Origin of the sequence: Pseudoxanthomonas sp. LH2527 (genome assembly GCF_022539275.1) — a bacterium.
Classification (GTDB): domain Bacteria; phylum Pseudomonadota; class Gammaproteobacteria; order Xanthomonadales; family Xanthomonadaceae; genus Pseudoxanthomonas_A.
This window is the reverse complement of sequence record NZ_JAKZBW010000015.1, coordinates 1-14323: the sequence shown is the minus strand read 5'-3', so window position 1 is coordinate 14323 and position 14323 is coordinate 1. Positions and strand designations below refer to the sequence as shown.

The 14323-nt window shown below is 64.7% G+C and carries 11 protein-coding genes; 6 read left to right on the top strand and 5 right to left on the bottom strand.

The window, feature by feature from the left end:
• Positions 1 to 17: 17 nt before the first annotated feature.
• Together wrbA and MMG85_RS09695 are read right to left on the bottom strand one after the other, a co-directional pair.
• The gene (gene wrbA, locus MMG85_RS09700) at positions 18 to 617 is read right to left on the bottom strand and encodes an NAD(P)H:quinone oxidoreductase (protein ID WP_055941158.1); all 600 of its coding nucleotides are present in this window, start codon (positions 615 to 617) and stop codon (positions 18 to 20) included.
• A 12-nt stretch (positions 618 to 629) separates the two neighbouring features.
• The gene (locus MMG85_RS09695) at positions 630 to 1076 is read right to left on the bottom strand and encodes a helix-turn-helix transcriptional regulator (protein WP_241045854.1); all 447 of its coding nucleotides are present in this window, start codon (positions 1074 to 1076) and stop codon (positions 630 to 632) included.
• A gap of 315 nt (positions 1077 to 1391) precedes the next feature.
• Between MMG85_RS09695 and MMG85_RS09690 the strand changes: the two genes are divergently transcribed.
• The 6 genes from MMG85_RS09690 (at position 1392) to MMG85_RS09665 (ending at position 10394) form a co-directional block, all read left to right on the top strand.
• Positions 1392 to 1997, top strand: a complete 606-nt coding sequence (locus MMG85_RS09690; protein ID WP_241045915.1) for a response regulator transcription factor — start codon at positions 1392 to 1394, stop codon at positions 1995 to 1997.
• Positions 1998 to 2241: 244 nt separating this feature from the next.
• Positions 2242 to 3066 (top strand): alpha/beta hydrolase, encoded by an 825-nt coding sequence (locus MMG85_RS09685; RefSeq protein WP_241045914.1) that lies wholly within the window; start codon positions 2242 to 2244, stop codon positions 3064 to 3066.
• A gap of 317 nt (positions 3067 to 3383) precedes the next feature.
• Positions 3384 to 6446 carry a sensor histidine kinase gene (locus MMG85_RS09680; protein WP_241045853.1) on the top strand — a complete coding sequence of 1021 codons (3063 nt, stop codon included), beginning with the start codon at positions 3384 to 3386 and terminating at the stop codon, positions 6444 to 6446.
• A gap of 709 nt (positions 6447 to 7155) precedes the next feature.
• A complete protein-coding gene (locus MMG85_RS09675; protein WP_241045852.1) occupies positions 7156 to 8514 on the top strand; it encodes a hypothetical protein in 1359 nt (452 codons plus the stop codon).
• A 71-nt stretch (positions 8515 to 8585) separates the two neighbouring features.
• The gene (locus MMG85_RS09670) at positions 8586 to 9326 is read left to right on the top strand and encodes a M12 family metallopeptidase (RefSeq protein WP_241045851.1); all 741 of its coding nucleotides are present in this window, start codon (positions 8586 to 8588) and stop codon (positions 9324 to 9326) included.
• Between the two features lie 489 nt (positions 9327 to 9815).
• Entirely contained in the window at positions 9816 to 10394 is a 579-nt protein-coding gene (locus MMG85_RS09665; RefSeq protein WP_241045850.1) for a hypothetical protein, read from the top strand.
• A 307-nt stretch (positions 10395 to 10701) separates the two neighbouring features.
• Here the strand turns inward: MMG85_RS09665 and MMG85_RS09660 are convergent, their stop codons facing one another.
• The 3 genes from MMG85_RS09660 to MMG85_RS09650 all read right to left on the bottom strand — a co-directional run.
• Entirely contained in the window at positions 10702 to 11931 is a 1230-nt protein-coding gene (locus tag MMG85_RS09660; protein WP_241045849.1) for a HAMP domain-containing histidine kinase, read from the bottom strand.
• The gene (locus MMG85_RS09655) at positions 11931 to 12608 is read right to left on the bottom strand and encodes a response regulator transcription factor (protein WP_241045913.1); all 678 of its coding nucleotides are present in this window, start codon (positions 12606 to 12608) and stop codon (positions 11931 to 11933) included. The genes MMG85_RS09660 and MMG85_RS09655 overlap by 1 nt, the downstream gene beginning before the upstream one ends.
• Positions 12609 to 12649: 41 nt before the next feature.
• Positions 12650 to 14323, bottom strand: a 1674-nt coding sequence (locus MMG85_RS09650; RefSeq protein WP_241045848.1) for a hypothetical protein, incomplete at its 5' end; no start/stop codon positions are given.

Sequence of the window (14323 nt, the reverse complement as noted above, 5' to 3'; positions counted from 1 at the left end):
GGCGGAGGGTTCGGCTGTCAGCCGTGCAGCCTGATCGCCGTCTCCGCCACCACGCGGCCCTGGTAGCGGGCGCCTTTCAGTTCGTTTTCCGAGGGTTGGCGTGAGCCGTCGCCGCCGGCGATGGTGCTGGCGCCGTAGGGCGAGCCGCCGGTGATCTCGTCCAGCGTCATCTGCCCGGCGTGGCCGTAATCCAGGCCGACGATCACCATGCCGAAATGCAGCAGGTTGGTGATGATCGAGAACAGCGTGGTCTCCTGGCCGCCGTGCTGGGTGGCGGTGGAGGTGAACGCCGCGCCGACCTTGCCGTGCAGGGCGCCGCGCGCCCACAGGCCGCCGGCCTGGTCCAGGAAGTTGGCCATCTGCGAACTCATCCGCCCGAAGCGTGTACCCGTGCCAACGATGATCGCGTCGTAGTCGGCCAGTTCCGCGATCGTGGCGATGGGCGCAGGCTGGTCCAGCTTGTAGTGCGAGGCGCGCGCCACGTCCTCGGGCACCAGTTCGGGCACGCGCTTGATGTCGACCTGCGCGCCGGCGCCGGTCGCGCCCTCGGCGATCGCCTGCGCCATCGTTTCGATATGCCCGTAGGCGGAGTAGTACAGCACCAGGATCCTGGCCATCGTCATTGCTCCTCAGGGATGTGCGTGCGCGTAGGACGGTTCCGACGGGGCCAGTGTGCGCACCGCTCCCGTGGTCCCGGCGTGATGGTGCTGGCGCGAGAACGCGCGCGGCGAGACGCCGATGGCGCGGCGGAAGGTGCGGGTGAAGTGGCTCTGGTCGTAGAAGCCGAGCGCAGCCGCGGTGTCGGCGATGCGCTGGTCGCCGCGCGCGAGCATTTCCTTCGCGCGCTCCAGGCGCAGCCGCATCACGTAGGCCATCGGACTGCAGCCGGTGCGCTGGCGGAACTGGCGGGCGAAGTGGAAGCGGCTGATGCAGGCGGCCGAGGCGATGTCGGCGAGCGTGAAGTTACGGCCGAGGTTGTGCAGGATGAAGGTGTCCGCACGGCGGAAGGCGCGCTCGTTCAGGCCGGCGGCAGGGCGTGGATCGGAAGCGTGGAGATCCTGGCAGGCTGGCGTCATGGTCTGTGGTCGGCTGTGTGGCGTGCGCTGCGCGCATCGCGTGGTCCCCTTCGTCTAAGGTGCGGGGGCGCGCGTGGCACCGGAACCCCAATCGGCGTAGTCGACGGCTCCCCCAATCGGGGGAGGCTGCGGCATCGCCGATCCCGGCGGGCGGCGGGCAGCGGCAAGCACGTGCCGGCCATGCGCGGGTCCCCCGTATTGGGGCTTCGCGCCGGACCGGATGGCGCGCTATGGTGGCGCGCACTCCGGCCTGAGCCCGCACCCTTGGCCTCTCCTTCTTCCGCCAGCCCTTCCGCATCCGATGGCACGATCCGGGTGCTGGTCGTGGACGACCATCCGCTGTTGCGCGAAGGCATCGCCGCGGTGCTCGCCACGCAGCCGGACATGCGCGTGCAGGCCGAGGCGAGCGAAGGCGCCGAGGCGGTCGAACTGTATGCAAGGCTGCGCCCGGACGTGGTGCTGATGGACCTGCAGATGCCGGGCATGGATGGCATCAGCGCGATCCGCGCGATCCGCGAACAGGATCCCGCCGCGCGCATCGTGGTGCTGACCACCTACCAGGGCGACGTGCAGGCGCTGCGTGCGCTGCGCGCCGGTGCGCACGGCTACCTGCTGAAGAGCATGTTGCGCCGCGAACTGGTCGACACCATCCGCACCGTGCATGCCGGCGGCCGGCGCGTGCCGGCGGAAGTCGCCGACAGCCTGGCGGCGCACGTGGCCGACGACGGCCTGAGCGGACGCGAGATCGACGTGCTGCGGCAGGTGGCCGAGGGCAACGCCAACAAGCGCGTGGCGCGCAACCTGGGTATCTCGGAAGAGACGGTCAAGGCGCACATGAAGAGCATCCTCTCCAAGTTGGGCGCCAACGACCGCACCCATGCGGTCACCATCGCGATCAAGCGCGGCATCATGCCGCTCTGATCGCGGCGCGGGTTCGCGCACGGATGTGCAATCGCGCCGTCATGGCGGGCGTGCACGCTGACACGGTCTCCACACCCGCAAGGCGACCCTCAGCATGCGCGATCACGACGCCACGCCCGCCGATCCGCAACGACGCCGCGTGCTGGTCGCCGGCGCGGCGGCCACCGCGCTCGCCGCGCTTCCCGCCCTGTCGCTGACGGCAGCGGGCACCCGCTCTCCCACCATCCCCCACGAGGAACGACGCATGGCGACCTTCACCACCAAAGACGGCACGACGATCTGGTACAAGGACTGGGGCAAGGGGCCTGTGGTCTCCTTCAGCCACGGCTGGCCGCTCAGCGCCGATGCCTGGGACCCGCAGATCTTCCACCTGGCCAGCAACGGCTTCCGCTGCATCGCCCACGACCGCCGCGGCCATGGCCGTTCCAGCCAGCCCTGGCAGGGCAACGAGATGGACACCTACGCCGACGACCTGGAGCAGCTGTTCGAGCACCTGGGCGTCAAGGACGTGGTGATGATCGGCCATTCGACCGGCGGCGGCGAGGTCGCGCGCTACATCGGCCGGCATGGCACCAAACGGGTGAAGAAAGCCGTGCTGATGGGTGCGGTGCCGCCGATCATGCTGAAGACCGACGCCAATCCGGGCGGTCTGCCGATGTCGGTGTTCGACGGCTTCCGCCAGGCGTATCTCGCCGACCGCGCGCAGTTCTTCCTCGACGTCGCCAGCGGTCCGTTCTTCGGCTACAACCGGCCCGGCGCGAAGGTGTCGGAGGGCAACATCCGCGCGTGGTGGACGCAGGGCATGCAGTCCGGCTTCCAGAACGCCTACGACTGCATCAAGGCGTTCTCGGAAACCGACTTCACCGCGGACCTGAAGAAGTTCGAGGTGCCCACGCTGATCATCCACGGCGACGACGACCAGATCGTGCCGATCGATGCCTCGGCCAGGCTGTCGGCCAAGCTGGTGCCGGGCGCGACGCTGAAGATCTATCCCGGCGGCTCGCACTCGCTGGGCGACACCAGCCGCGAGCAGCTCAACGCCGACCTGCTGGCGTTCGCGGCGGCCTGACGCCATCGCCGCGGCCAGGGACGGCCGCGACCAGCGAAGCCGCCGGCCGCGCAGGCGGGCGTCACTACGCGCCCGCCCATCACGTGCATCCGGACCGGATGCACTGCCACCACCCCAAGTGTCCTGCGGCGATGAGCCGCCGGGCACGCTCGCGTGCGTCCGTTGCGGCGGGTGCGTCCGGATCGGCCGCACCGGATGACGTTCGACAGGGGAATCCGACACGCGAGGCGGGCTCGGTTAAAGTGAGCTGACGCGTCGCGCGCGGAGGGGCGTGCCGGCGCGGACGGACGGGGTCGGCGGTTCACCAAGGGGGCAGGTTGGCCAGCGCGTGCAGCAGGCAGGACGGGCGTGCCGGGAGCCGGTGCGGGCCACGCACGTGGCTGGCCGGCCTGTGCCTGTTGCTGTGCGCGCCGTTCGCGCATGCCCTGGATCCGCAGCGGCAGATCGCCCAGTTCCACCACACCGCGTGGACCGTCAAGCAGGGTGCGCCGGGGCAGGTGACCGCGCTGGCGCAGACCACCGATGGTTATCTGTGGCTGGCCACCCAGGTGGGCCTGTTCCGTTTCGATGGCGTGCAGTTCGAGCGCTATGCGCCCGACGATGGCCAGGCGTTTCCCGCCACCAGCATTTCCACCCTGTACGCCACCGCCGACGGCGGTCTGTGGATCGGTTTCCGCTACGGCGCGGTCAGTTTCCTGCAGGCGAACCGCCTGACCCATTACGGCGAAGCGCAGGGACTGCCCACCAGCACGGTGTTTCGCTTCGCGCAGGGCGCCGATGGCCGCCTGTGGGCGGCGACCTTCAGCGGGCTGGTGTACCTGCACGAGGGGCGCTGGTATCGCGTCGATCGCGACTGGCGCGTGCCCGGCACGCAGGCGCGCACGGTGTTCACCGATCGCGACGGCACGCTGTGGGTGGCGACCGACGCCGGCATCGCGCGGTTGCGGAAAGGTGCGCAGGTGTTCGAGACGCTCGACATCGCCGTGGGCCGCATCAGCCAGATCGCGCAGGCGCCCGATGGCGGTCTGTGGATCGCCGAGAACGAAGGCGGTGTGCGCCAGCTGCCGCTCGAACGTGCGGTGACCACGCATTCCCTGCCGACGCCGTCCGCCGGCCTGCTGTTCGATCGCGACGGCACGCTGTGGGCCACCACGATGGGCGAGGGCGTGCACCGGCTGGCGCAGCCGCTGCGGCCGGTCGCGACGAGCGACGACGCGGCATTCGAGCGCTTCCGCCAGGACGACGGCCTGAGCGCCGACTACCTGCTGCCGGTGCTGGAAGATCGGGAAGGCACGGTGTGGGTGGGCAGCAGCCGCGGGCTGGACCGCTTCCGCCACACCAACGTCGTGCCCGCGACGCTGCCTGATGGCGCGCAGGATTTCGCCCTCGTCACCGATGCCGACGGCACGTTGCTGGTCGGCAGCCGCAATCGTCCGTTGCTGGAACGGGATGGTGCGCACTGGCGTGAGGCCGACCTGCCGCCGCCCTTGACCGCCGCGCACCGCGACCGCGACGGCACCGTGTGGCTGGGCGGTCCGGGCGGACTCTGGCGCTGGCGTGATGGGCGCGCCACGCCGGTGACGCCGCTGCCGGTCTCGGGCTACTCGGGCGTGCAGGCGATCGCCCACGATGCGGACGGCGTGCTGTGGGTGTCGTTGAACACGCCCGGCATCCACCGCCTGGCGGACGGTCGCTGGCAGCAGGTGCGCGGTCGCACCGGCCTGCCGCCCGGCTCCTCGCCGCTGGTGCTGCTGTCGGCGGCCGACGGTGCGCTGTGGATGGGTTATGCGCGCGGCCAGATCGCGGTGATGCGGGGCGAGGCCGTGCAGGCGATCGGGGCTGCGCAGGGCTTGCGGGTGGGCAACGTCACCGCGCTGGTGGAAGGGCGCGACGGCATCTGGATCGGCGGCGAGCGTGGCCTGGCCCGCTACGCGGACGGCAGGCTGCACGCCCTGCGTCCGCTGCCCGACAGTCCGTTCCGCGGCATCAGCGGGATCATCGAGACGCGTGCGGGCGACCTGTGGTTGAACGGTGCGCAGGGGGTGCTGCACATCAAGGCGACCGACGTTCCGCGGCTGTTCGACGCGCGCGCCGATGCGCCCGCCTACGAGCGCTTCGACTTCCTCGATGGCCTGCCGGGCGTGCCCGCGCAGTTCCGCCCGATCCCCACAGCCACCGAGGGACGCGACGGAAAACTGTGGTTCGCCACCACCAGTGGTGTGGTGTCGATCGATCCGGTCGCGATCCGCCGCAATCCCCTTCCGCCGCCGGTCACGGTGTTGTCGCTCACTGTCGACGATCACCTGCATCGCGTGCAGGGCGGTGCGATGCAGCTGCCGCCGGGAACGCGCAACCTGCAGATCGCCTACACCGCGCTCAGCCTGTCCATCCCGGAGCGGGTGCGCTTCCGTTACCGGCTGGTCGGCTACGACGAGGGCTGGCAGGACGCCGGCACGCGGCGCACCGCCTTCTACAACGATCCGGGCCCCGGCCGTTATGTCTTCCAGGTGATCGCCGCCAACGACGATGGCGTATGGAACAGCGTCGGCGCCTCGCTGCCCATCGTCATCGCGCCGCGTTACTACCAGACGCCGTGGTTCGTGGTGCTGTGCGTGGTGGCCGGTGTCTCCCTGCTCTGGATCGCCTACCTGCTGCGCCTGCGCCACCTGTCCGCGCAGATCCGCGAACGCCTGCAGGAACGCCACCGCGAGCGCGAGCGGATCGCGCGTGAGCTGCACGACACCCTGCTGCAGAGCGTGCAGGGGCTGATCCTGCGCTTCCATGCGGTGGCCGAATCGCTGGGCCGCGACGCGCCGACCCATGCGGCGATGGAGCGCGTGCTGCAACGTGCGGACGACGTGATGGGCGAAGCGCGCGGCCGCGTGCTGGACCTGCGCGCGCATCCGCCGGGTGAGCTGCCGGACATGCTGGCCGCGCTGGGCGAGGAACTGGTGCCCGACTACGCGATCGACTTCCGCATGATCGTGGACGGCACCCCGCGCACGCTGGATCCGCTGGTCTGCGACGAGGTCTACCGCATCGCGCGCGAGGCCGTGCTCAACGCCTTCCAGCACGCGCACGCCGCCCACGTGGTTGTCGAACTGGCCTACGACACCGATGGGCTGGCCGTGCGCGTCCGCGACGACGGCGTGGGCCTGCCGCGGGAAGTGCTGCAGGCCGGCGGGCGCAGCGGCCACTGGGGGCTGTCCGGCATGCGCGAACGCGCCGAGCGCATCGGCGCGACGTTGGAGCTGCAGTCCAAAGGCGGCAAGGGAACCGATGTCGTCCTGCGTGTCCCTGCGGAGGTGGCGTATCGCGGGAAGCCGCCTTCTGTGCGTTGGTGGAGACGGTTGTTGAGGCGGAGACGTGAGGCTCGGTGATGACGCGGTGTGGCCTGGCACAAGACATCGACGGAGCGACGGATCGGGTGTGGTCGTGTGGCTTCTGAGCCATAGCGGACCTTTGAATCAACGAGTCTGCTTTCGGTCAGAAGCGGACATCGCCCAACACCTGAATCAAGTTTCGCCGTGAAACGGCCTCAGCTTCAGGGAATTGTTGAGCCCCGCGCCGTAAGAGTGCCAAGTTTGCATCGCGGCGAACTGAGGCTAGTTGAATCTTTGCATCAGCAACCTGCTCATGCGACAAAGCCGAACCCTCACGCCAATAGCGGGATTCAAGGCCACGACTGGCTAAAGAAGGACGGCTTGAATAGATTACTTGGACTATAGCTATGCAGCTTGGATGACTACATTGCAAGCATGCAGGCAGTTGCGAACAGTGCTCTCGACTTGCTCAAAGAACGCGTCATCCAGTAGGAGCTTCTAAGTCGCCCCGCTGTAGCACTGAAGAATGCGTCCCCCATTGAGCTCATACAGAACGTTTACATGTGCAAAGGCGTCGCGCCACTCTGCGCACGACTTGCAGCTGGAGTAATCAGTCTTACGCCGGTTTCGCCGCTCGTCTGATTGGATAGAGAAAATGGCCGAGGCCAAGTAGATAAGCCGTTGCCCGGTTAGAAAGGGGTCACAGGCGTCGCGCCGGCGCATCTGTGTCGTAAAACCAATTCTCTGGCCAGGAGTCCTCATTCCTATGAAGATCTCATCTGTCTGTCTCATGCTCTGCGCTAATCTGGTTGTCCTAACCTGTGGCTGCGCGCATCGCCCCAAGCCTAAGCAGGGCATAGATGCCGCCCATATCGACTACTCGTTGCCGTTCACCCATGTCCAGCTGACGGCACGCCTAGTACTCTCGCAATGTGGTAGCGCGCCCAAAGCGAAAGCCGAGGTGACATTGGCGCCTGTCGCAAGCGCGAGCCCTTATCCGGTGCATACGCGTCGTATCGAGGGTGAGCAGTTGGTTTCCTTCAGCAAGAAGCGTGACCTAAAAATCGAACTACACCCGCACCGCGCCATTAAATCTATCAACGCGAGCGTGGCCGACCGCTCCGGGGCCATTGTGATCAACGCCCTCAAGATTGCGACGCTTCTCCCTGGCGCACCATCTCCAGACTCGCGTCCAGCTATTTCTACATGCAACGCGGCTACAGAGAATGCACTGAATCGCTATACCGCACTTAAGTCCCAGATCAAGCGGCTCAGAGATGACCTGGGGAAGAACCCTGCAGCAACAATGAAGCAGATCGACGCGTTGGCAGCAGAACTGGGGCGAATTGAATCGGGACCTCTCACTCTCACACTAAGCAAGCTGCTGACTATCGATGTGAAGCAGAGTGCTGGCCTGGTGAGTTGGACCGAGGAGGACTTGAGCAAGTGGCTCGAATCCAAAGCAGATCGCTCTAACTTCAATCTCGCGTGGTGTGTGGCGGATTGGGAGCCAGGTGCTAGCTCTGATTGTTTGATTGACACTGCAAAGCCTCAGTACGAAACCTACGTCAGCACCAAGAAGATCGATCCGGACAATTGGGTGTCGCCACCCAAGTGCTCGGATGAAGCTTGCGCCACTACGCTCGTCTTTCTCGAACCTAAGCTGGTGGAGCTAACGGTTGTCAGCGCCAACTTTGTTGATGCGCAGCCGGATCCGACGATCCCGATTGAGAAGACGAACCGCCCCAAAGCGGAGCCCGATCTAGTTGGTGGCACTGGCGGCAGCTTGGCTCGCGTAACCTTCCCGCTACCGCAAGCGGGCGACTACAGTTACTTTCCTCTGAGCGCCGGATTCGGTGGATCCAAATCTCTGGCACTAACATTGGATGAGTTCGGCCGACGGACTTCTTTCGGTTGGTCGTCCGGAGCTCGCGGTGAGGAGATAACGGGCGGAGTGCAAGCAATCGCGGAAGCCCGCACCGCATTTCAGGCGGCCCGAGCCACGGCTGACGTTAAAGAAGACAAGGCGGCAATTGAAGCACTAGAGGCACTGCAGAAGCGCAACAAGCTTGAAGCCTGTCGCGCGATCATCGAAGCGGGAGGATACACATGCCCCGACTCTTGATCACACGGAGAGTCTCAACAATGACAGGATCAGGCAGCCCCTTTGCGACTCCGCCGGGCAGGCGGGTCAACGTGACGGTTGATGTCGCGGCAGTCGGTCGCAGGAGTGGCCTCCACGTGCTTGAGTGTGTTGAAGCCCATGGGCGCTACTACTTTGAAGGCGACATAGTCGTTGCGCCGCTGCGGATCGCCGAGGGGGTAATCAAGCATCGCACTGTGGTGTTCGGTAACCGCGTCAAGGGCCGCTCTGCGCTCTGGAAGAAAGGGGTGGTTCCTTATGCCAGCCACGTCACGCTGATCGATCTCGTAGCCGAAGCTACTGCGCGTTGGGAACAAACGACACCCGTAAGATTCAAGCGTTACGAAGCCGAGAAGGCTTATGTAGTATTCATGCCTGGCCTCATGAATACCTCCGAGGTTGGGTGTACTGGTAGAGCGCAAACGGTGACGCTTCGCGAGGATGCCGCCTTAGACACGGTTATGCATGAGATTGGTCACGTACTAGGACTGTGGCATGAGCACGGCAGATCCGACCGCGACCAGCATGTCCAAATCCATCGCCAGAACATCCTAGGGGGCCAAGGCTTCCAGTTTGATCAGGTGATAAAGAATGGGCACGACTTTGGCGCCTACGATGTCGAGTCCATCATGCACTACGACTCGTTGGCGTTTAGCGCCAACGGCAAGCACACCATTACGAGGAGGAACGGCGACCCAATTCCACGAAACGGCAAATTGAGTTCAGGCGATATCGCAACCGTTGCTGCCATGTACTCCTGGCGCCACAGATTTTGGGCTGAGCTTGAGGGCTAGTCATTGGTTGATTCCTGCACTACTCGTAGGTAGAAGTTGCGCAGAGATGCGCGCTTTCTTCATCGAGCTCAGGCGAAATCATTAGTAGGCACCAACTGTTTACTCGTAGTTCTCGGCTATCGACAGGCAGGCTACTAGGCAAAAAGATGATGGTCACCGTATAGGCAATCTATCCCGGAGATAAAGGGGGAGTGGATGAACCTGTGGGCATTCGTTCTCGGACTCGCCACGCTAATTTGCATGTGGCTCTTGTCCCGTCACTCCCGTCGTTCCAGTCAACAGGTGAGAACAGCTGCCGGCGACGAGCCACTTGAAGCCGCCTACAGGTGTAGCCGTATTAGTCCAATCGGGAACCGGCTTGGCATTACGGTACTTATCCTTGTACTACTCACTATTTTCATAGCGATCACGCTTCCAAGCTTTCACAACTATAGCTCCAAAGGACCATTCTCTGCGCATCTTGTAAGGCTCGCGGAGATTCAAAGCACCGTGAGCCTGCTCCTAGCCAGCGCGAAGACTCCAGATGCTCAGCTTCACCTCGAGCGCGCCAGCGACTATCTCGGGAAGGCTACGGTCTACCTGCGCAAGACCGGTGATGCCGATCTCAGTGCCGAGTTCGTGAAATCGGCAGTCTTTGAAGTAGAAAAGGCTGGGAAGCTAGAGCCCACCTTAAGCAAAAAGTATCCCACTGCCGATGTCGCCACGGATATGCGGGAACTAGAGTCGATGCTCCTTGAGGCATCGACTTCGTCCGATAAGCCGGAAGGGACATCGAGCCGAATCTGGAGTATCGTCTTTCTCGCACTATTTTCACTTTGTGTGATCGCGTTCTTAGTTGCCTACTTCATGCTCTTGGCCAAGCACTGGGATAGCAAGCCAGGTGCAGTAACCAATCATATGCGTGCGCGCTTGGAGCCTATGATCGCCTTCTTCGCATTCGTACTGGGAATTGCATTGGTGCTTATCCCTGAGCTCGATCAAGCCACCGCCATGTGGGGTGCCGGAGTCTCCGGAAGCGGCGTGGGCTATTGGTTTAAGGCAGTCAGCTCTCCAGCTGGGACCGCTTGATCTGATAGTTGGTAATCGACGGTCATGCCAACGATATGAATTCACAGCACCATCGCGAGCCTTAATCTTCCATCACGGCCACGTCCGCTTTGGGTCGCTAGCTGACCTGCCCAATCGTCTCGGCGTTTGACTCGCCCATGGATCGCTCGCTCGCCAGGGATCCTCCGATCTTAAAGGGACACCTTAAGGTGTCTGCGCGATCGCGGTTCGTACCACGCCGATCAGCGTCGTTCGACTTGAATTGCCCGGCGACAGGTCTGGGCTGTTGATAGCCACCCGTCTGATGTCCGCGAAGGAACCGTCGCGCTTACCACGAAAGACGGGCGGTTACGTGGGCCTCGTCCACCTGCAGCGAGAATTCCCAGCCGTTGCGTTCACACAGGCGCTGGACGATGCCCAGCCCCAGGCCATGTCCGTTGGAAGCGGGGCCGGCGGGCGCGAGCCGCCCAACTTCATCACCGCCCAACCGGTTGGTGACCAGAAGCTCGTGCTCCTTGAGCAGAACCGTGATCGGCCCCTGCCCGACGGGTGTTTGCTCGAACGCGTTCCTGATCAGGTTGGTGACGGCGATGAGGAAGGCTTGCGGATGCCCGCGAAGAACGGGTTTTGCGAGGCTTTCGATCTCAACGTCGACGCGCTTGCCGTTCAGCAGGTAGCGCTGCTGGTCGACCGCCCGGCTTACCAGGGGCGCGACCAGAAACTGTTCGCCATACAGCCCGTCGTCGGTTTCGCGCGCGATGCACAGGAACATCTCGATCGTGGACTTCATCTCGAGCGTCGCGCGCCGGATCCGATCCACCGCCTTCACGTCGTCGTCCGACAGATCGCTTTGCTCCAGCAGCTCGATCGCGCCCGTGATCACGGTGATGGGTGTCCGCAGCTCGTGGCTGGCGGAACCGGTGAAGTCCCGCTCTCGCATGACGAACGCGCTGATGCGCTCGAGCGTCTTCTCGATGGCACCGGCGAGGACGCCGACCTCGTCCTTTCCGAACCGGCCTGACTCGATGAGCTTGTGGTCTCCGGCCGACAGATGCTCCAGGTCGATGCCCGCGACCACGTCGGCGAGCTGCACCACCGGTGCGACCGCTCTGCGCATCACCAGGACGCCCAGGCCGAAACCCAGGGCGCCAAGCACCCCCACCACACCGGTAATGAGCAGGAGCCACCACCAGTCCTCGGAAGAGGCTGCCTCGATCCCGGCGACATCGAACACCACGAAGGCGCGCCCCGCTGCATTGTCGGCGGGTACGACCGCGACGTGCAGCTCTTCGGCGACGAACTCGTACAGGCCCTTGTCAGGACCCGCCTGCGCCCATTCCCTCAGGGGTTCCGGCAAGCGCCCGGCATCGTCGTAGCCCTGAAGACTCGTCGCGAGATCGGGATAGTTTTCGGCGGCGCGTTGCAGCTGATTGGCCAGCACCCGGTCTTCGCTGAACCGGATGGCCGCATAGAACGCGAGCCCCCAGGCCACGCTGAGCCCGACGACACAGAGCGCGAACGCATACTCGACACGTTTGCGCAGACTCTGTCGCCGCATTACGGGGAATCCTCTGCGATCCGGTATCCGATGCGATGCACGGTATGCAGCAATGGCCGGTCGAACGGCCTGTCGATGGCCTGCCGCAGCTTGTACATGTGCGAGCGCAGCGCATCGCCATCCGGCCGCTCGTCGGCCCACAGCAGCGTTTCCAGCTCGTCGCGATCCACGACGGACGGCGACTCCTCCATCAATCGCCGGAGCAGCTTCATGCCGGCCGGATTGATCTCGAGCCGTCGTCCCGCCCGCTGCACCTGCAGCGTGGACCGGTTCAACGTCAGGTCGCCGACGGTCAGCACGTTGTCGCCATTCCGGTGGCTCCGCTTGTACAGCGCCCGGATGCGCGCATGCAGCTCCTGCAGCGCGAACGGCTTGACCAGGTAGTCGTCGGCGCCGGCGTCGAACCCCTTGAGCCTGTCGTCGAGCGTGTCCCTCGCCGTCAGCATGAGCACGGGCGTTTCGATCTCGGCCTCGGCCCGCAGCCGCTGGCAGAAGGCGAGGCCGTCCATCCTGGGGAGCATGAGGTCCAGCACGATGACGTCGAACGGATTGGTCAACGCCAGGTTCATCGCGGTGACGCCGTCGTGGGCGAAGTCCAGGACATAGCCGAGCTTTTCGAGGTACGTGGCGATGTTCCCGCAGATGTCGCGGTTGTCCTCGACGATCAACGCCCTGATGGGCGCAGCATCAAGCGCGCGTGCCATCTGCCGTCTCCCGTTTACCAGGCGTAGTCTAGCCGAAGTCCGATCAGCGGCTCCGCCTCGCTGTCGTCCTTCACGTTGACGCCCCTGCGGTAATCGAACTCGGTGTCGTCGGTCGACGACGCCGAGGTGACGTTGATGACATCGAGAAAGGCGGTGACGTCGATGGGGCCGAATGCGCGCCGATAGTCGACACGGGCGTTGAGCACGCCGTAGCCGGGCTTGCGACCGACGCCGCGCGCGGTCGTCTCCCTCGAGTAACGCAGGGGTTGTCCGGCGCCCAGGACGTCTTCGTGGATGAGGTAGGCATCCTCCGGCCTGCCGGACAGGTACTTGTAGCGCGCGGCCACCTTCCAGCGATCGGTGATTTCCCAGGTCAGCCCGAGGGTCGCCACGTGTTCGCGGCTGAACTCGTCGGCCACCGCGCCCCGGCCATCCTTCCGGTCCACCTCCGCATCGTTCCAGGAGTAGGTCGCGGTCGCGTACAGGCCCTCCCGGATCGTGCCCTTGACCACGACATCGACGCCGTAGGACGTGCCATCGCCGAGGTTGGCGAACGTTCCGCTCGCCCGATCCAGGTCGACCACGAGATTCGCGAGATCCTGGTAATAGGCTTCCGCCAACACCGACCACCTGTCGTTCGGGAAGTACTCCAGCCCGAAGCTCACGTGGGTGATCTCCTCGTTCTCGAGCGTGTTCGCCGAGTTAGCCGCGAGGTCCAGGAACCGGGGCGACTGATGGAAGAGCCCTGCCGTTGCGAAGTACCTGACGCGCTTGCTCGGCTGCCAGTTCACCCCAAGCCTGGGCGACACGAGGGTTTCGTCCGCCAGGCCGTCCCGTTCCAGCCGCACGCCCGTGCGCAGGTCCCACCTGTCGTGCTTGAAGATCTGGTCCACATAGCCCGCATAGCTGGTGGTCTTCCTGCTCAGCGACGCGTTGATGTTTTCCGGCGTCAACACGATGAAGCGCTGGCCGGGGTCCGGGCGGACGTCATTGCCATCGTAGACGTAGCGGATCCAGTCGCCATCCAGCACGGTGCGGTAGTCCAGGTCGATCTGCGTCAGCTGGACGCCTGCATTGAAAGCACCCCAGCGGTTCACCGTCGCAAAATTGCTGCGCCAGCCGATCTCGGTCTCGTCTTCGGTCACGGTGATGATGTCTTCCCGCACCGGGAAGCTGGAGGCGGGCGATCCGGGCGGCACGAGATCGGGGAAGGCTTCGCCCTCGGAGCTGATCTTGTTGCTGGCCCGGTGGTAGACCTTGTTGGTCCAGACAGCGTCCTGACCGATCAATGATCGCAGCGTCAGCCCGTACAGATCGCTGTCCTGCCTGAAATCGAGCAGCGATGCATCTTCGAAGTTGGGCGACTCGAAGACGTGGGTCACGTCGCGCGTGTAGGTCTCGCGCGTATCGATGAGCAGCACTTCGAGCTTGTGGGACGGGTTGATCGGCACGGCCGACTTGACCAGGATGTCCCTCAGCACGGGATTGCCGATGTCCAGTTCTTCGATGTCCTCGAAGAAGGCACCGAAGTCGAGCCGGCGGGCGGACACGAGCACGGTGGCATCTTCCGTGATGCCGGCGGGGCCGTCGTAGCCGACTTCAAAGCCGGCGAGGTCGTAGCGCAGGCTGGCGGACGGGCTTGGGCTGCCGTCGGCGACATCGAGCTTGAGCAGCGACCCCGCCCGCCC